The organism is Marinobacter santoriniensis NKSG1, from assembly GCF_000347775.1.
In the GTDB taxonomy this organism is placed as follows: domain Bacteria; phylum Pseudomonadota; class Gammaproteobacteria; order Pseudomonadales; family Oleiphilaceae; genus Marinobacter; species Marinobacter santoriniensis.
In genome coordinates this window covers 1-16,554 of sequence record NZ_APAT01000014.1, presented here as the reverse complement: position 1 = coordinate 16,554, position 16,554 = coordinate 1, and the positions used below count along the sequence as shown (strand labels likewise).

17 protein-coding genes are annotated in these 16,554 nt (G+C 48.3%); 5 read left to right on the top strand and 12 right to left on the bottom strand.

Annotated elements, in window-relative coordinates; genetic code table 11:
* Positions 1-221: 221 nt before the first annotated feature.
* The 5 genes from MSNKSG1_RS05760 to MSNKSG1_RS19115 all read right to left on the bottom strand — a co-directional run bounded on the left by MSNKSG1_RS05760 (position 222) and on the right by MSNKSG1_RS19115 (position 3,709).
* Positions 222-869, bottom strand: coding sequence for an SLOG domain-containing protein (locus tag MSNKSG1_RS05760; RefSeq protein ID WP_160164268.1), 648 nt, complete (start codon positions 867-869; stop codon positions 222-224).
* Positions 870-872: 3 nt separating this feature from the next.
* The gene (locus MSNKSG1_RS05755; protein ID WP_008938307.1) at positions 873-2,036 is read right to left on the bottom strand and encodes a toll/interleukin-1 receptor domain-containing protein; all 1,164 of its coding nucleotides are present in this window, start codon (positions 2,034-2,036) and stop codon (positions 873-875) included.
* A gap of 54 nt (positions 2,037-2,090) precedes the next feature.
* Positions 2,091-2,591, bottom strand: coding sequence for a TIR domain-containing protein (locus MSNKSG1_RS05750; protein WP_008938306.1), 501 nt, complete (start codon positions 2,589-2,591; stop codon positions 2,091-2,093).
* Between the two features lie 106 nt (positions 2,592-2,697).
* On the bottom strand, positions 2,698-3,345 hold the full coding sequence (locus tag MSNKSG1_RS05745) for a metallophosphatase domain-containing protein (RefSeq protein WP_008938305.1): 648 nt from the start codon (positions 3,343-3,345) through the stop codon (positions 2,698-2,700).
* Positions 3,346-3,388: 43 nt separating this feature from the next.
* Positions 3,389-3,709 (bottom strand): hypothetical protein, encoded by a 321-nt coding sequence (locus MSNKSG1_RS19115; protein ID WP_152638732.1) that lies wholly within the window; start codon positions 3,707-3,709, stop codon positions 3,389-3,391.
* A gap of 188 nt (positions 3,710-3,897) precedes the next feature.
* On the opposite strand from MSNKSG1_RS19115, the gene MSNKSG1_RS05740 reads away from it, so the two are divergent.
* Positions 3,898-4,239, top strand: coding sequence for a hypothetical protein (locus tag MSNKSG1_RS05740; protein ID WP_040886694.1), 342 nt, complete (start codon positions 3,898-3,900; stop codon positions 4,237-4,239).
* Positions 4,240-4,454: 215 nt separating this feature from the next.
* Here the strand turns inward: MSNKSG1_RS05740 and MSNKSG1_RS05735 are convergent, their stop codons facing one another.
* Genes MSNKSG1_RS05735 through MSNKSG1_RS05715 form a run of 5 tightly spaced genes read right to left on the bottom strand, consistent with a single transcriptional unit; the run spans position 4,455 to position 9,943 of the window.
* Positions 4,455-5,063: a histidine phosphatase family protein gene (locus MSNKSG1_RS05735; RefSeq protein WP_008938303.1), complete on the bottom strand. Its 609-nt coding sequence runs from the start codon at positions 5,061-5,063 to the stop codon at positions 4,455-4,457.
* Positions 5,060-6,709, bottom strand: a complete 1,650-nt coding sequence (locus MSNKSG1_RS05730) for a methyltransferase (RefSeq protein ID WP_040886695.1) — start codon at positions 6,707-6,709, stop codon at positions 5,060-5,062. Before MSNKSG1_RS05730 ends, MSNKSG1_RS05735 begins: the two co-directional genes overlap by 4 nt.
* Before the next feature lie 8 nt (positions 6,710-6,717).
* The gene (locus MSNKSG1_RS05725) at positions 6,718-7,752 is read right to left on the bottom strand and encodes a radical SAM/SPASM domain-containing protein (RefSeq protein ID WP_040886693.1); all 1,035 of its coding nucleotides are present in this window, start codon (positions 7,750-7,752) and stop codon (positions 6,718-6,720) included.
* Complete coding sequence (locus tag MSNKSG1_RS05720) at positions 7,749-9,044, bottom strand: glycosyltransferase (protein WP_040886692.1); 1,296 nt, start codon at positions 9,042-9,044, stop codon at positions 7,749-7,751. The genes MSNKSG1_RS05725 and MSNKSG1_RS05720 overlap by 4 nt, the downstream gene beginning before the upstream one ends.
* Positions 9,041-9,943 carry an NAD-dependent epimerase/dehydratase family protein gene (locus MSNKSG1_RS05715; RefSeq protein ID WP_008938299.1) on the bottom strand — a complete coding sequence of 301 codons (903 nt, stop codon included), beginning with the start codon at positions 9,941-9,943 and terminating at the stop codon, positions 9,041-9,043. The genes MSNKSG1_RS05720 and MSNKSG1_RS05715 overlap by 4 nt, the downstream gene beginning before the upstream one ends.
* 599 nt (positions 9,944-10,542) lie before the next feature.
* Here MSNKSG1_RS05715 and MSNKSG1_RS05710 point away from each other — a divergent pair.
* The 4 genes from MSNKSG1_RS05710 to MSNKSG1_RS05695 all read left to right on the top strand — a co-directional run bounded on the left by MSNKSG1_RS05710 (position 10,543) and on the right by MSNKSG1_RS05695 (position 14,405).
* Complete coding sequence (locus tag MSNKSG1_RS05710) at positions 10,543-11,577, top strand: patatin-like phospholipase family protein (protein WP_008938298.1); 1,035 nt, start codon at positions 10,543-10,545, stop codon at positions 11,575-11,577.
* A gap of 369 nt (positions 11,578-11,946) precedes the next feature.
* Positions 11,947-12,528, top strand: a complete 582-nt coding sequence (locus MSNKSG1_RS05705) for a hypothetical protein (protein ID WP_008938297.1) — start codon at positions 11,947-11,949, stop codon at positions 12,526-12,528.
* A 10-nt stretch (positions 12,529-12,538) separates the two neighbouring features.
* Positions 12,539-12,871, top strand: a complete 333-nt coding sequence (locus MSNKSG1_RS05700) for a hypothetical protein (RefSeq protein WP_008938296.1) — start codon at positions 12,539-12,541, stop codon at positions 12,869-12,871.
* 88 nt (positions 12,872-12,959) lie between these two features.
* Entirely contained in the window at positions 12,960-14,405 is a 1,446-nt protein-coding gene (locus MSNKSG1_RS05695; RefSeq protein ID WP_008938295.1) for a P-loop ATPase, Sll1717 family, read from the top strand.
* A 464-nt stretch (positions 14,406-14,869) separates the two neighbouring features.
* Here the strand turns inward: MSNKSG1_RS05695 and MSNKSG1_RS05690 are convergent, their stop codons facing one another.
* Together MSNKSG1_RS05690 and MSNKSG1_RS19220 are read right to left on the bottom strand one after the other, a co-directional pair.
* On the bottom strand, positions 14,870-15,352 hold the full coding sequence (locus MSNKSG1_RS05690; RefSeq protein ID WP_008938294.1) for a hypothetical protein: 483 nt from the start codon (positions 15,350-15,352) through the stop codon (positions 14,870-14,872).
* Positions 15,353-15,803: 451 nt separating this feature from the next.
* Positions 15,804-16,554, bottom strand: a 751-nt coding sequence (locus MSNKSG1_RS19220) for a hypothetical protein (protein WP_008938293.1), incomplete at its 5' end; no start/stop codon positions are given.

The window sequence follows — 16,554 nt, the reverse complement described above, 5'->3', positions numbered from 1 at the left end:
AAATTGCTTCAATATTTTCTAGCTGAGCCATTCAGTTTGATACTCCGTCATATTTCTTCTCTTCTTTCTCTGGTAATTAGTCGCGAAGGAAAAGCGGCGTAATTGTAATCGCGGAAAGAGCGCGTGAGCGCATAATGTCAGATTATCGCGGATGCCGAAATTGACTTGCCATGTTCCCTAGAATTGCCCCCGCCCCCTCAATGGTGTTCTAGGAAATTTCTCTAGTCCTGTGACCTTGTTTGTGGACCCGGACTGACTTCTGACTTGCTAGGCGGCTCTCTATTCTCCGAAACGGGTATTTCTAGGAGTTTGTGAAAAAGCTTCACGTAGTCCATTTCTTCCCACAGATCTCTATCAGAAGCGTGTTCTGGAACATTTGCCAGGTCCAAAACCGCTCCTCCTGTCGAAAAGATTGGAATCGCATTTGCCTGAGGTTGCAAAGACTGGAACAAGTGGAATTCATCCACGATGCCCTCCATCCCACCAATGAAAATGCCGGTCTGGAACTTGTCATGGGCCAACATCTCTTCCCGCATACGTCTAAGACTCTCTCCTCGGCTGTTTTCGACTGAATCTACGAAGAGGACATTCTGAAATCTTTTGTTTTCCTCGGGAAATTCTTCGGCAAAAAAGTTCGATTGGTAAAGTGTTACCCAGTCTCCGTAGTTCACTCCTAGATCTTCAGCAACCGCCCAGATCATTGGAGTGATTGCAGGATGGCCACCCCATACCAGACGTCGGCGACCCAAAAGAACGTGAACCAAAGCCGATACCGCTGAGGTTATAGCTACTGTATCAGCCGTCTGTGCATATTTTGGAGAACGACGCGGATCAGGGATACTGGCTGACAAAAAAACGGAACCAGTCATGCTCTACTCCTCCCATCCGGCCAGCAGCCAATCGGCTTCGCGCACCTTTAAAGTTCGAACAGACCTGATATTTTTGTCTAACCAGGCAAGATGCTGCTGCCATTTCTCTCTAATCCCAACGTGATCGTAGATCAGTACGGGTGTGCCTGGTTCTTGAGTTGCGTCTGACTTGTCAGCAATATCATTCAGAAGTTCGGCGTTAGGCAGACCAACAACTGGGTAGGCTCTTAATAAGCGTTGGTCGAGTAATCGCAGTGAAATGGCCCTGTGCGCTCCTACTCCCTGGACTTCAGCGCCAATTTTTTCTGCTTCCTCCCACAGTTTTCCAGCAATAGAAAGGTATCTTGCTGCGATGCTTCTGCTACGAAGGTTCTCAACAGCGAAAGCGATTTCTTCCACCCGCTCGTCCTTTATGGGCCCATCAGAAGTCTCCAGATCCTCCTCAGCAAGGTATACAGCTTCAGATAACGACATGGCACGGTGAGATTCATGATTGGGCCAAACTACTCTGAGGATGTGAATTTCCTTTGCCCGTGCCCTGCCCAACTCCTGAACTGTCCACTTGCTATCGAAGTAAGTCGGGGTATCCAGCATTACCATCACATCGGAGTCCACTAGCCGATGCCAGAGAACATCCTGAAAGGGTTCACCTGGCCTAATGTCGTGGGTATCTAAAAAAACATCAAAGCCTTTTGACGTGAGTAGGTCATGCAGCTGGAGTGCGGCTAGCCTTGATTCCGTACGACGGTAGCTGACAAACACTCGACGCTGATCCCGTAGCAGGCCTACACACTCCAAAAGCGCTGCTGATAACAAACTGACGTTTTCATCGTCGTGGTCGAGAAAGTGGGCATTGAGCTGCTTAACAAGATCCGGGATGCATTCCTGGATTGAGGCTGCGTCATCAACGATCGGAATAATCGGGACTTTTTGGGAGATTAGGGTCTGGAGTTCCTCGATATGTTCTTTCTCCGGGCTGCCAAAATAAGCGACCACACAAGGAGCCTTCCGATTTCTCTGAGAGAGGTTTTCTTCATTCAGGATGACAACGTCTTTTCCGATTGAAAGACCAAAATCAGCAATGGAAGATTCAAGCTTCCGGGAGAGCCGATGCTCTGCTTCCCTACGTTGTCCAGATGTCAGTATGACGATTTCATACAAGCTCATAAGGGTACGTCCTGACAGGGCCCCTCAATCTGAGAAAAGGGCATTGGATACCGATCACCTGTACTTTCTTCTGACTTCTATAGCTTCTTCAATCCAGTCAACAATGTTGTCTTTGATTGAACCGTATGTTGCCTGGCTAGTTACGCCTTGAGGAGTCTTGATGGGGGCAATACCCCCGAGATTTCTGCCCAAAGAGGTAGGAACAACCTTTTCAAAAGGATTCGAGCCTTTGGGGGAGCTGTTTCCGGAATTGTCTTTTAGCTTATTGATGTGGATGCCCAACACGCCTTTTCCATCGTTCCACGCTTTGGCGATTTCATGCTTCACCCAGCGTCTGCTTGACGTACTCTCACCAACCAAGACGACGACACAGCTTTTACCCTCCATTTGCTTGGCGATCCATTGCTTGACCGCATTGTCGCCTCGCTGTTTGACCTGCTCCCAGTCGTTAGCCGTCGCAAGCTTTTGCCCTTCCAGCGCATTGATGTTGCGGACCTGTTGCGTACGCCAGAAATCGTTTTTGAAGTGAAAACTGTAAAACACTTTACGCGCCATGCTTACCTCTTCCTTGGTGGATTTTGTTCGAGCATACGGGACAAGGACCTCGGGTTCCAGTGATCAGGCGATAGATTGGCACGTGCTCCTTCAACGAAAAAATAGCTCATTCGATGTCAAAAATAATGGGGTGATTCGACGCCTCATACTGCTCAGTGCAGATGCTTGCGTTCACAAATCGAATTTTCCTGCTGCTGCCCTGAACCTCAGTACCGTAGCCACCATGAATGTGACCAAAGATGTGCGCCTTCAAGCTTTTAAGCTCAGAAAGCCGCCTCAGTAAATCATTGCAGCCGACCTGTTGCTTGCCATCGCGTGTGGTTACCGTATCAAGGATTCCCTTCGGAGGGCCGTGTGTAATCAGAACATCTGTATCTAGCGGAATTTTCTGCCACTTCTCAAAAAGCTGGGGGCCCCTCTTTGCGTTAAATGCCCAGTCGAAAAAGCGCGGGGTCCATGGACTGCCCCAAAATTTGAAACCCTCGATTTCGACCCCGGAGTCTTCGAGGTAAGTTGCATTGGTTACGGTTTTTCGAGCTAAGCCTGGCTCATCTTCGAAACAAGTGTCATGGTTTCCAGCAACGAAAATTTTATGTCTGTGCGGCAAGGTTCCGAGCCAAGCATCGAAGTCTTGCAAATTGGACAGGCTTCCGTACGCCAGGCAGTCACCCGCGTGCACTAACACATCCCCTTCAGGGACATGCTCGATTTCCTCATGTCTACTGTGGGTATCTGAGATGCAAACAATTCGCATAAGTCACCTCAGTTCGCTGGGACACTAACAGCCAAGCCAGTAGTCATAGGACTTCAAATCCTTGCTCTCTTGGTGCCTTCTGCGCCAGGTACTCATTGAGGCTGTATCCGGTGGGTAACTCAACTAACGCCTCGACTGGCAATGCGACCTTCTGGCCGTCTCCTTGGCAGCGGTGTTCACTGTTTCTTGTTCGGTAAAGCCCTTTATGCAAACACTCAACCACCGGGCTGGTGCAAACAAAGTTTCCATAGACCCACCTGCTTTTTCTGTCGTTAACCACAATCCCCCATAACACTTGGCCAACGCATTCTTCATCAACTTTCAGATCAACCAAATACCAAGTTTCAATTATTCTGTCAGTCACAAAAAAGAAAATCCTATATCAATCCATACAAACAATAGAAAATAATCTATACTTCATTGTGTGATCTGTAAAGCACTGTTTTTAAATGATTTATTTTAATATTTATTATCTCGAGCTTTATTTATTTTTGATTAAATTAAACATTATTGCCCTAAATTTTTGAAAAACGTTGTCTTAAAGGGTTGCCGATGACAAAAAATAGACATGAATGTCTTTCACTAGAAGCATACCGCCGCCGAAAAAAACTCTTGGAGATAGCTGGCCATTGGCGTGAGAACCTACCAGAACCATCAAAGACCTACCCTCACCTGATTTTCCTATATCCCGAGGAGCTTGCGACGCGACAAAGAGAGCTTCTGTTCAAACGACTGGAAGTCGCTGCCAGTAAAAATGGGCAGATCCTTGTGATTTCAGATTGCCACTACAGTCGTGCTGGGTTCTATGTGGTTTATGAGGAAATTGGAGAGGCTGGATCAAACTTGATTGATATCGATCGGATTGTCGACGACTGGAGCGACCGAGACGGATGAAGGTGGGAAGTTACAGACGTCGGGACGCGCGCTCATACTTGGCATTCTGCTCATTCTCGAGGTATGGTAGTGCTGTGATTACATAAGAAGGAGTGCGTCATGGTCGGCCCAAAAGTTATCTAAGTTTCTGTTTTTTTTGACCTTTCCAAGCTGGGTGTCAAAGGGCAAGCAACAACTCTCCACCTCGACCAGCAGATACCTGAGCGCTTCCATCCTCAGATATCAGGTATGGTCAGCCCGGACGACGAGTAGGAAATCTCCAGACCACTCTCCTCACTCAGTTGAATCGTGAGCCCACCTAGGTAATCCGGCCATTCCTTGAGCGTAACCGGCGTCCTCTGCAACCGACTCGCAAGAGTAGCAACAATGGTGTCATGCGTTACCCAAACATGAACACCATCACCTGATTCTGTCAGCATCTCCTCAATAGATTGCCGCATCTGTGCAACCGCCTCATCCAGGTCTCGAAACCCAGGCCATACGGAGGTGCCACTCAAAAGATGTTCGTTGACGGCTCCAGCGCCCTTCTCAACCCAGTTCGTCCATGCCAGTTCTGCATCATCGATAATGAACCCCGGATCCCCAAGCAGGTTGGAACGCCCGATAGATGTTAGTGGAAGCTCATGATGCTCTGCAATTAGCTCAGCTGTTTGTATGCAACGCAGAATGGGGCTGCTTTCGATGGATAGAATTTTTCGCGGAAGCGACTGGGCCAATCGAATTGTTTCGTGAACACCATTTGACGTCAGGGCGAGTTCGTTGCCGACAGTTCCATCTTGAATGGCAGGTCTTTCGGCGTGCCTGATAATAAGAAGAGTTTTCATGGCTTGGGCCTACAGCGCAGGACGGATACCAGGCTTCCACCGTTAACAGTCTCAACAACATCGAATCCCGCGTTATGGAGAAGATCAGAGTAGTGATCCTCCGACCTTTCCTGACCTCCAGTTACTGCCAAGAGGTGTAAGTCGCATAACCCCCCACCAAATCCCAACTTTGGTAGAAACATTTCGAGGACCAGTAATTCCCCTCCGGGTCTCAGCGCTGCCTTGGCGTGTTGGAGAATCAATGCCACCTGCTTATCGTTCCAATCATGGAGTACTCTCGCCAAGAGCAGTTTATCGACGCAGATTGGCCAGGGCTCGAACAGGTCAAACGGCAGGTAATGGACCCCATCATACAATTGCTGCTGAGTGATCTCGGTTTTGTCACCGCAATAGACATCTGCTTCAGGGAAACGCCTCTTTACCAGCGAACTGAGGGTGCCTGTGCCTCCAGCGGCGTCGAACACGACGTCGCCAGCATTGATGTTCAGCAACGGAACCACTGGAGCGTAATCGTGCAGTGCATAGCTGGCCAGCATTTCATGATGTGCTTTGACGCGCTCCTCGTCGTGGCTTATCTCGTCAAATATATCCTGGTCGACATCAGCCCCCTTCAAGATTGCTGGCAGCCTCTCCCAGCGCCTCAGCAAATCCCCACCGTATTCCTCTGGTGCTGAAACAAGGGTTTTCGGATGGTCGGAGCGTAAATACTGGCCTTTCTCCGTCAGCACGTACTTATCCCGCTCAACTTGGATAACACCCAACTCTCCTAACGCGCGGAGAAACCGGACTAATCTTTCAGGAGCCATACCTGTAGATTTGGATAGCTGTTGCTGATTCGCCGGAAGTTGGTCAAACAGCCCAGACTGCGAAGCCGTCTTCAGAGCCATCGTTCGCCAGTAACCAACCATATCCGCAGACAGCTCGGCAAAATGGTCGATCGTGGGCCTGCGGAGGGTGCGCAAAGTTTCGCCTTTCTCATTGATGACCCTCAACGCGCCGTCGCCGGTCTCAACTCTTGAGCAGCCGTTATAGAACGGTTCCACGTTCGCATATCTTGCGGGATATAACGGCGTGCCCGCCTTAGAGATGTGATGCCAGCCTTCGTTACTCCGAGCCCTGGCGTAGCCTTTATGAAAGACGTCCAGATCAAGGAACCACTCGCCATGGATCAATTCTCCGGAAAAGTCGATATGGGAACTGAGGCCATCACGACCTTGGACAACGGCAGCCCCCTCACGAAAATCTCCGCAATAAGACCATTTTGATGAGTAGAGAGGCTTTCCTGAAAGATCGATATGGTAGTAAGAGCCTTCGACATCGCAGACCACGCAGACATCATTCTGGAAATTACCGACAAAGGCATATCGGCTCTCGTAGAGCGGATTTCCCTCTGAATCGATGTGAAACCAAAGTCCATCTGATACAACCGCAGCAACGCCGCAATAAAAGCCAAACGTCTCATCAAATCTGGCTTTGTAAGCATCGGTTCCGTCAGGACGAATGTGCCATGATGTATGGGTGAGTTTGACCGGAGCAAGCCCTGGTGCGTGAAACGGAAGCACCTGATCAAAACGGCGCTGGTACACTTCCCTACCGTCTGATCTCAGATGGTGCGTACCACAGGGGCTGACCTTCAAATTATCCATGGACGCACTCATGACGGGCGTCTCATGTTACAACTCTTGCACAAGTCATGATTTCGGTAATTTTCTACCAGAGCCGCATAGCGCTCACCTTTGATCACTTCCTCGACTGAGGTATCCATCAAATTTCCAAATTCGCCAAGAGACTTACGCTGTTGATCTGGAGCACAACAAACATTAAACCGTCCCGTTGGGTCTACCCAGATCTCTTTATTTAAAAACGGGCACTCACCATCCGGCGCTATATCATCAAGATTCGCCAAATCGAGCTTGAAGAAGTTATCCAGTCTGAGGGGGCGGCCACCCGGTACTGTCTGTTCTTGAACAATGGCCTCACACTCTTCAACGACACGGTTCCAGCGGGTAGCAAAAACGATGTCATTCCGCAGGCTTTGCGTTTCTAACTCCGGAAAGTGAGCCCAGAGTTGATGACCTTTCACTCGGTCAAACCCCATGGATGCAGCTAACCGAACCATCTCTGGAATTTCGTGTAGATTCTGGCGCATAAACGTCAGCTGCATGGTCATGGAGCAGTAGTTGTGGTCGGCTAGCTCATCTCTGACCGCAATGAATCGTTTGGCTTTGTTGATATGCTCATCCAACTCAGCCCCAAGCATGATGTCTCGGTGCGTCTGCGAAGTCGCACCATTCCAGCTGATTTTGACATCACTGCCGATCGGTACGATGCGCCTCGCCCAGTGTTCGACACTTTGGTGTTTCTGGGGGCCGGGAAACGTTCCATTAGTGGTCAAATTGAGCTTCAGGCCTAACTCATGGCAAAGCTCCAGAAACATTTCGAAATGCGGATAAAGGAGCGGCTCCCCCATCGTTGAGGGAATAATCTCGCGGAAACCCAGTGCCGCCACTTCCCGGACCACTTTTTCCAGCAACCCCTTTTCCATGATGGGCCGGATACGACCCTGAGCGCTGCGTGTCGGTCTGTCATCGCCGTACGGCGAATGGTCTTCGCACATAACGCAATTCAGGTTGCAATAATCGGGATTGGTATCCAGCGTTGCCCGCCAAAAATCCGTTTGTAAACTCAATTCATCACTCGCTTGTACTGCTCTTCCAGGTCCACCACGTGGGATTGAATGTCGGGAATCTCACCGTCGTCGCTGAATAGATAACCCCTCTGTCCCAGTTGGCGGGCCAACTCCGGGTCATCGACAAGGCGCTGCATCTGCTGTGATAGAGATGAAACATCTCTGTGTTCATACAGCAGTCCATTCACTTCATGCTGGACATATTCGCCCATTCCACCGGCGTCAGCTGTTATCACTGGCACTCGGGCTTGCTGGGCTTCATGAATCACCAATGGAGAGTTCTCGACCCAGATCGACGGCGTCACAATCGCATCCGTTTTGTCGAAGACATCTTTTGTGATCTGCTGGTTCTTGTATTCTGGCATCCAATGAATCCGCGCCTGTTTTCCAATAGGCAGCGTGTTGGCGATGGCTCTAAGTGCGCGGCTATCCTGGCCCCTGTCTCGTCCCCAGATTCGCAGTTGGCAGTCGCCTTTCACTTGGCCAAACGCTTGTATCAGCTGATGGATGCCTTTGGCAGGAATATGGGTTCCGATATAGCCAAAAGTGAATGGTTCATCCGGCATCCTCTGGCGGTCGGCCATTCGGCTTCGATCAAATCCGTAATCGAGATAGATGCTTTTCGGCTTCGGCAGCCCAAAATCCGTTTCATACCTGGACTTCAGATAGCGGGACGGTGATATGAACAGGTCGACCTGATCGACAACATCTCGAACATGGGTCATGCGTCGTCCAACCCAGTTTTCCCAATAGGCGACGTCCTGTTCGAACTCGCCCTCTGCCCCTGAAAAATAGCGCGCATAGCATTGTGTCGCGCACTTCCGGTTCTCCTGGCCATCGCACGCCGCCCACAGATTATCGTCACCGGAATGCATCTGCATGAATTGGCCACGGGGACACATGAGCCAGTAATCATGCAGTGTATAAACCACAGGGAGATTTCGACGCTTGGCTTCGTAAACCAACGAAGTCGACAAATGGTTCAAATGCCCGATATGGACGACATCTGGCCTGATCTGATCAAGCACCTCTGCGAACCGTTGGTCGATAACGGACAGCCGGTATCGATCGCGATGGCGGGGATTATTGACCAGGTGGACTCGAATACTCTGCTGGTCTTGATCTACGTCCTGCCTGAGCGATCCGTCGGGCCTGAACGCGTCTTCTTCACGAGTAAAAACATGAACCTCATGCCCCCGCTCGGCAAGCGCATGACAGATCGTTTGTGAGTAGACCTCAGACCCAGCGTTGTAAAGCATGGGGTAGCCGTGGATTACTTTGAGAACTTTCATGCTGTTTCAATCAACGAAGCGTTAGTTTGGAATGCTTTTACCAAAGCGCGAATTCCCTCGGAGGGCGAGATTTTGGCCTCCCAGCCCAGTAGCTTTTTCGCCCGCGCCGGATCTCCTATAAAGCGGCCTACATCGTAGGTTCGAGATGGTGCGGCGACGATGCTGGAATCTGAGTCGGCAGCATCAACGGCAATCTTGGCGGCCTCAAATAGGGTCGTTCCAATGCCTGGAAGCAGATGGATCGGGGGCAAATCGCGTTCACTCGCATTGAGCAAAGCCACGAGCTTCACTATTCCCCTGACAGTGTCGTCCACGTGAGTAAAATCAAAAAGGTGGTCAAATCCGTCCACTCTCAGTGGTCGGCCTTCGGCGGCATTTCGACAAAAAGCGGGTAAAACCCGGTCTTCATGATCTTCAACACACCCATACACGTTAGCAAGGCGAACGACCGCCGTATTCAAGCCGTCAAGTCGGGCTTCTCGAGCGTATTGCTCCATTTTCGCCTTGGCTCTTCCATAAATGTTCACAGGACAAACTGGCGCATCTTCGGAAACCGGTAGTCGATCCGGCTCCCCGTATACTTCCCGACTGCTGGCCAACAACACCCAGGGTTTCTGTTTGCAGTGTGAGGCGGCCTCCAGAATCGAATGGCTGGCCATCGCGTTTGTCTGCCAGCAAAGGGAAGGATTCCGCTCACCCCATATCACTCTCGACACAGCTGCAAGATGCACTACCCCAGAGACATTGGAGATGACAGAACGAATATTCTCTGGCTGGGTGATGTCACCACTGCCGTCCGCAATATCGAGCCCGACAACCTGGTAACCCGCTGATTTAAGCCGAGGCACAAGATGTCTTCCTACGAGGCCTCGGTGACCGGTCACCAGGATTTTTGTCATGACCACGAACCCTTAGATTCAGATGAGTGGGTTTTCAGAGGAGCAGTCCAGCCAGCTATAGCTTCCAGACAGGTAACAGCGGTTAAGAGAAAGATCCAAAACCTACAGGTGGTTTGAGGCTTCTTTGACGATTTTGCGAGTTATGAGTATCGCGTATGGAGTTTTCTCATGTTCGGATATCCATAACCGTTGGGTGCTCCTTGCTCGTCAGCAATATACTGAATCCTATAAGGAAAAACCAGTTGGCGTGGAAGTTCCCCTAAAGAAAACAAAAAGTTCAACTGACCTGCTCTCCGCTAGTTAAACCACTTACTGCACGGGTAACGGCGAGGCTAGAGAGCATCGCGGTGGTTTGTGGGGAAAGCGGATCTAAAAAAATGGGACCTGGCCAAAGCGCATGTGGTCGACTACATCAAGGTTTTTTTATCACCGAGTCCGACGTCATAAATCTAACGCGTAACCTGTTAAACAAAGCGATCGGGTGGCCGCTCTGATCATTTTGTGCTTCCATTAGTGCTAGCCGGTGATGTTAAGCAAATTGATATAGGAGAAGTAACTTAGTTGTATCGGCGTTTTGAAGCTCAAAGGAGGAGTGAAAAATGTCGTATCCGTTCAGAAATCTGGTTTTTGAAGGTGGTGGTGTAAAGGGCATTGCCTATGTTGGTGCTATGCAGGTTCTTGAGAGTGAGTCGATTCTCGAGAACATCAGTCGTGTAGGCGGAACATCCGCAGGTTCAATCAACGCGGTTTTGTTCGCAGCTGGCTACAGCAACGCAGAAATGTTGAAGGTTTTGAACCGACTGGATTTTAACGACTTTAAAGATGATAGTTGGTTAGCTCTCAGGGACATGAGACGACTCAAAGATGAGTACGGCTGGTATAAGGGAGATTATTTCCGGGACTGGATCGGTGACTTGCTAAAACAGAAGACCGGCTCAGCCAATGTCACTTTCAAAGCTCTCCACGAACACACCGGCAAAGAACTTTACGTCTACGCCTCAAACCTCTCTACTAAGTTCGGTGAAGTCTACTCGCCAGAGCATACACCACGAATGCGAGTGGTCGATGCCGTAAGACGCTCAATGTCGATCCCCCTCTTCTTTCGCGCAGTGCGAGACGACCGTGAAGATGTTTTTGTTGATGGCGGTGCGATCAACAATTACCCGGTAAAGATCTTTGACCGACAAAAGTACCTCGAGAATGGGAGTTTAAAAAGGATTCCTGGCTACTATGAAAAGGAGAACAAAAAACTAAGCCAGGTTTCCCCAAGAAGCAGCCCATACGTCTATAACAAAGAGACGCTCGGCTTCCGGCTCGATTCCGCGACTGAAATTGGAGTTTTTCGAGACGGCCAGACCCCAAAGAGGCAAGAAATAGACCACTTTCTCGACTACACGATGCAGCTGATCAAGACCGTGCTCGCCGTCCAGGATAGCCAGCATCTTCACAGCGATGACTGGCAGAGAACTGTCTATATCGACACCTTAGGAGTTGGAACTACAGACTTCGATTTGAGTGAACAACTAAAGAAGTCGCTTGTGAAATCCGGTAAGCAGGCAGCAAAGCGTTATCTTGAATGGTGGTCAGATGTTGAGAACGATCTGGCAGTCAATCATCCAGTATCAACGGCTTGATATTTCAAGAAGCAAGAATTGAGTTCCAGGGAGCCATAGGTGAAGCCAACTACGGAGGTTTCCAATCCGTCAGGCGTCTAGCAAATCGAGGGCTTACCAGTGCGACGGGCCCTCTCTCGAAAGAGTCGACGTTACGACCGGTAAACCAAAAATCAGGCAGCAAACAGACTGAGCATGAGTTGCACTGTAATTTTCCAAGTCTGAATGAACCTGATACGGGGCCAGGGTCCGCTGCTGTTTTATTCACTCACTATGCAGGTTTTTCGGACTCTCAGAGATCGCCATAACGATGCGGTCAGATTTCTGCAACCTCGGAGACGCCTGTCTAATTGCTGCTGAACGAAACATCTACCAACGGAGGAAAACAGCATGAGGATGTTTTACAGAAGAGGTCACGTGTTGCTTGGTCTATTGGTGTTGTCAGTGATCACCGTTAGTTCATGCACATCCATTCAACTCATTTCTAACTATGACGAGACCATTGATACTCAAGCGCAGCAATTGCAGAAGAAACTTGACACGTACTTCATTTCCCTAAGGAACGCTGGAGGCGAGGACCTGAAATACAAGGCGCAACAGAAGTTCTATGAAGGAGTATGGGCTGACCTTAATGCAATGGCTGTTCGCGCCAGTGGCATCTACAAAAATAAAATTACCATTGAGCAAATTGACTTGGCAAAAGAAAACCTCGCTTATCTAGTTCTAATGCATAAACAATGCATAACAGGCGCGCTTACAAAAGATCAGAAGATGAAAGTTAAAGATAAAGGCGCGGATTTATCATTGGACTGCCGAGTAAATTACGGGGCTACCTCTGATGCAACTGGCCGAGGCGATATCCCTATAAACCGGTTTGCTACAGCTCCCATTCAAGCCCTTTTTAACCAACATCTTGGCACAATAATGGCGTTTGAGTTGGCTAAGAAACGAGGTGAAAGCCAATCCAGATAAGGAGATGAAAATGTCTAACATCGATGTGCATCAGATACTTCCTGGAATGATCGCCGCGGCCAAAGGCGTGTTCGACGAAAAATGGCCAATTATTAAAGATTATGCAGAAGCAGAGTTAGAAAAGCTCGCAAGGACACTCGCACAGATTGAAGCACTAAAACTGAGCGGCCAAATAAGCGACGCTGAGGCTAGTATGCTTTTTGAGATGCAAAAAAATACCGCCAGAGCTGTAATGCTTACGCTACAAGGAATGTCTCTTCTGCTAGTAGAAGGAGCAATTAACGCAGCGTTGGCGGCTGTGAAGGATACGATAAATACGGCACTTGGTTTCACTTTTCTTTGAGTGAGTCGCATAATAATAGGTTCCTCCTGTCGCCTCACGTAGTCAGTGCTACGGGTGAACCTGAGCGTTAAATTCTAATGGAGGCAAGATGGCAACTCCAGAGATTCTCAAGAAGTTTTCAAAATATGGAAATGATAGTGGGGAGCGTGAGAATGAAGACATTCTTGAAAAATACTTCTGTGAATCTGAACTCGTAGAAGACTTTTATGACGCTGATGAACCATTTCTTTTTGTTAAAGCTAGAAAAGGTGTTGGAAAATCTGCTTTATTAAAGCACACAAAAATCAAGATTCTTAAGAAAAACCCACAGTCATTAACAATTGATCTTAAGGGGCATGAGCTATGCGCTCCTTTTTTATCTGAAGGAGAGCATGCAGCAATATCAATTAATAGCTGGAAAAAGAGAATATGCACAGCTATCAATCGAGAAATCGGGCGGAGAATCGGCTTCGCGAACACCGATGATGAAATAATGCTCGTAGAAAATTCCGAAATAGACAACTACAAGGGACGTAATATCGTTAGTGCCTTAAGTGAAAGACTAAAATCAAAAATAATAACAATAGAAAAAAGTGCCATACCGATCGCAAATGAGGATAAGTTACTTAAACGATATGCAGAAAGCACAGAAATCAATGTGTGGATTTTTATTGATGACATTGATGCAACTTTCAAGAATAAGGAACAATATATTACATACCTTACTACATTTTTTAGCGCATGTATAGATTTAAGCTATACGGTAAAAGGGTTGAAATTAAGAGCTTCGATACGTTCGGATGTTTGGCCAATTCTTTGCACCCATGACGAATCAATGGATCATTGTGAGCAATACATGAGGAAGCTTAAGTGGTCAGATCATGAGATTGGAAAGATAATTGGGAAGAAAATTTTTTCTTTTTGTCAGAATCAAGAGGATTTCAAATTCCCAAAAGATATCGAGTTCTACGACACTGCGGTTAAACAAAGTCAGTTACTCCTAGCTAAAAACTATCCTTGGTACAAGAAAAGAGTTTACTCACTAATTCCACTTTCGTCGTTTAGCTATGGACGACCGAGGTGGTCAGCAAAGCTTCTTAGGGAGGCCTCAGCGAATGCTTCCAGAAACGGAAACGAGAACATCAAATGGGATGATCTAAAATCTTGCTTTCCTGAATATTCGAGGCAGAGGTACAAAGAGCTATTAGCAGAACATCGGCATCAATTCCCAGAACTTGAAAGGCTGTTTGAATGTTTTTCTCATGGCCCATCTTTGTATACAACTGACCAGCTACTCGAAAAAATAAAAGTTAGATATATATCAAACCATGGTAATCCTAAAATTGATGGAGCTAATACCGAATCAGATGAACTGATGGTTGCTCATTTTTTATTTCGAGCTGGATTTATAATTGGTAGGGACCCAGATAAAGATACCTTTTATGTAGAATTTGAAGACAGACCAACCTTGTTAGTGACTAGAGAAAATTTAGACGATGGGCTGGAATGGAATATTCCGATATGTTATCGCAAAGCATTAAGTATCGGTGAGTAGAAATTTAACAAATCAAACCAACCGGACGCAGCACCCTGCGCCGGTGTTCGAAGCGCTAAATCGAGCAATATTCTCTTTGGGAGCAAGATTCAGGCTGCCGTATATACCTTATCTCCGCGCGGCAAAAGAACCGCTTTCCAATGAATTAATGGTCAGCCCCCTCGTCCTGCGTGGCCATAAGGGCCGGACAGCGTAGTTTTCCTTAGGTCAACTGACAACCGACTTGTTCGGCTAAAATCTAGCAGCAAAGGCGCTAAGTTTCCCTCCTCAACCTCGGTCAACCTGATCGGTGCTTTTAAGATATCGAGCACAGTTAGGAAACCCAAGGGCAATAATATCCTCAAGCTCTTGCGAAGATACCGGAGCCTTGTATCCAATTCTCTCCAATCCTTCACATCGGTCGCCAACTTCAACCCTCGCAGAACACCCGGACAGCAGAAGGGCTCCCCCCATACCAAAACTAACTAGCAACCATCGGACAATACGGAACTCTCCTGCACGCGTAACCATCGTTGATTCTCCTCTGCAATGTTCAATGCTGTTTGGACCACGAAGAAAGAGTGAGTCGATCTTTCAGTAGGCTCGATAGTAAAACCTATCGCAGTACTTTCGTTGGCGCGAAGTGCATGGTCCATTTGAAGAATCTGCGTGCCAACTTCCAGCAAACTTAGATCGGAAGGACTGGGTCTTCGCTCCAAACTTGGCTGATACAACCTAGTGACGGCGGAATCAAGGGTCCACACATGCCCACCTAAATTTTCGATAGTCACGATAACCCGGAGAACGCAGCCAGGCATCATCTTCGGCTCCATCTCCAGTTTGACATGGGGAGACGTCTCCTCTCGAAGAAAAAAGAACCAGCCGCTCGCTAGAAGGCCGATAATAACGACTGTTTTCTGCGCGATGCTCAGCCAGGTGTCGACACGCTTGCAAGAGAAAAGCCTCATCTAATTCATCTCCGGCCTTGCCATTTGTCAGGGTCGCTCTGTCTCCCCCTTTGAGTCGAGACACGGGGTCGCCGTCGAGCGGTTGGAGTTTACGCGCTGATGAAATGAAGTCGACGGCGCAATAAACCGGCATGGCTTTGCATGCACTGATTAGAGTAGCTATCACTTTAGTTATTATCCAGAACATGGGTTCTGTCCCGTCTCCACGGACGTTTTTAAAACGACTATGGACTTACCATCTTGGAGAGGCAAAAAGGTCGGCTTTCCAATGGTTTCGACGTCATCACCACAAAGCGGACCTTTTGAGATAGGGGCCTATTCCGTCCGATATTCGGAATCAAAGCACGCTGAGGTCGTAAAGCGGACATTCAGGCTGGAGTATAACGCCCATTTCAGCAGCCAAAATTGGCGCAGCTAATTTTCATCCGCTGCAATTATTTGTTAGTCCATTTCACGGCCATCTCTTCTTCCTGAGTACATACTTACGGTCATCCCACAGCCACTCTAAAAACTCGTGCATTTGCGGAAATGGTGGCACAGGACCACAGTTATAAGCTCCACGGCTAACGTTTGCCAAAAGATCTCTGAGCGGCGAAAGTAGCTTGATGATGCGTAGCACGGCAAACTGAGCCGATTGATCATGCAGCCCGGGTAACGAAAGTGCGTCGGCTGTTGATAATGGTCGTTGATCAAGGCCATGCATGACAGTATGGGTAATATCATCGATCTGATTAACTATGATATTCGCCTGGTTCAGAATCTTATCTTTCTGTCTCTGCGGCACATCTCTAACGAGGATAGCAAGGAGAAGTTGATTCAGTCGCCCCAGTGGATCATCGCTGGTTTGTGGTGCGCTCAAAGCATCGAGGTTGTGATAACGAGTGACGCGCGCGAAGTCGCTCAGCAATTGCAAAAGCTCTCCGTCTATCGTGTCCAGTTGAGTGCGACCTGGAATTGGGGAATTTCTGCTGGCTCCGATCCTTTCGGACTCATCGTAAAGATCTACAATGTTATGACCTCTTGCCTGAAGTTGCCTCTTGGTTGGGACGGCCAACTGGTGATAAAGCATGTGGTCAATAATCACAATCGCTTTCAGGAGACGCTCAAAGCCAACTGACAGGTTAAACAACGCTGTATAAAACGCGCCTTTATTGTGAATGTGGGCCGAGCGCAATTCTGTCAGCCCATTCGTGATTGATGAT

Bases quoted from the DNA above. Each gene is read 5' to 3' on its own strand.
- MSNKSG1_RS05760 (WP_160164268.1), bottom strand. From the start codon at position 869: ATGACTGGTTCCGTTTTTTTGTCAGCCAGTATCCCTGATCCGCGTCGT.
- MSNKSG1_RS05755 (WP_008938307.1), bottom strand. From the start codon at position 2,036: ATGAGCTTGTATGAAATCGTCATACTGACATCTGGACAACGTAGGGAA.
- MSNKSG1_RS05750 (WP_008938306.1), bottom strand. From the start codon at position 2,591: ATGGCGCGTAAAGTGTTTTACAGTTTTCACTTCAAAAACGATTTCTGG.
- MSNKSG1_RS05745 (WP_008938305.1), bottom strand. From the start codon at position 3,345: ATGCGAATTGTTTGCATCTCAGATACCCACAGTAGACATGAGGAAATC.
- MSNKSG1_RS05740 (WP_040886694.1), top strand. From the start codon at position 3,898: ATGACAAAAAATAGACATGAATGTCTTTCACTAGAAGCATACCGCCGC.
- MSNKSG1_RS05735 (WP_008938303.1), bottom strand. From the start codon at position 5,063: ATGAAAACTCTTCTTATTATCAGGCACGCCGAAAGACCTGCCATTCAA.
- MSNKSG1_RS05730 (WP_040886695.1), bottom strand. From the start codon at position 6,709: ATGGATAATTTGAAGGTCAGCCCCTGTGGTACGCACCATCTGAGATCA.
- MSNKSG1_RS05720 (WP_040886692.1), bottom strand. From the start codon at position 9,044: ATGAAAGTTCTCAAAGTAATCCACGGCTACCCCATGCTTTACAACGCT.
- MSNKSG1_RS05715 (WP_008938299.1), bottom strand. From the start codon at position 9,943: ATGACAAAAATCCTGGTGACCGGTCACCGAGGCCTCGTAGGAAGACAT.
- MSNKSG1_RS05710 (WP_008938298.1), top strand. From the start codon at position 10,543: ATGTCGTATCCGTTCAGAAATCTGGTTTTTGAAGGTGGTGGTGTAAAG.
- MSNKSG1_RS05705 (WP_008938297.1), top strand. From the start codon at position 11,947: ATGAGGATGTTTTACAGAAGAGGTCACGTGTTGCTTGGTCTATTGGTG.
- MSNKSG1_RS05700 (WP_008938296.1), top strand. From the start codon at position 12,539: ATGTCTAACATCGATGTGCATCAGATACTTCCTGGAATGATCGCCGCG.
- MSNKSG1_RS05695 (WP_008938295.1), top strand. From the start codon at position 12,960: ATGGCAACTCCAGAGATTCTCAAGAAGTTTTCAAAATATGGAAATGAT.
- MSNKSG1_RS05690 (WP_008938294.1), bottom strand. From the start codon at position 15,352: ATGAGGCTTTTCTCTTGCAAGCGTGTCGACACCTGGCTGAGCATCGCG.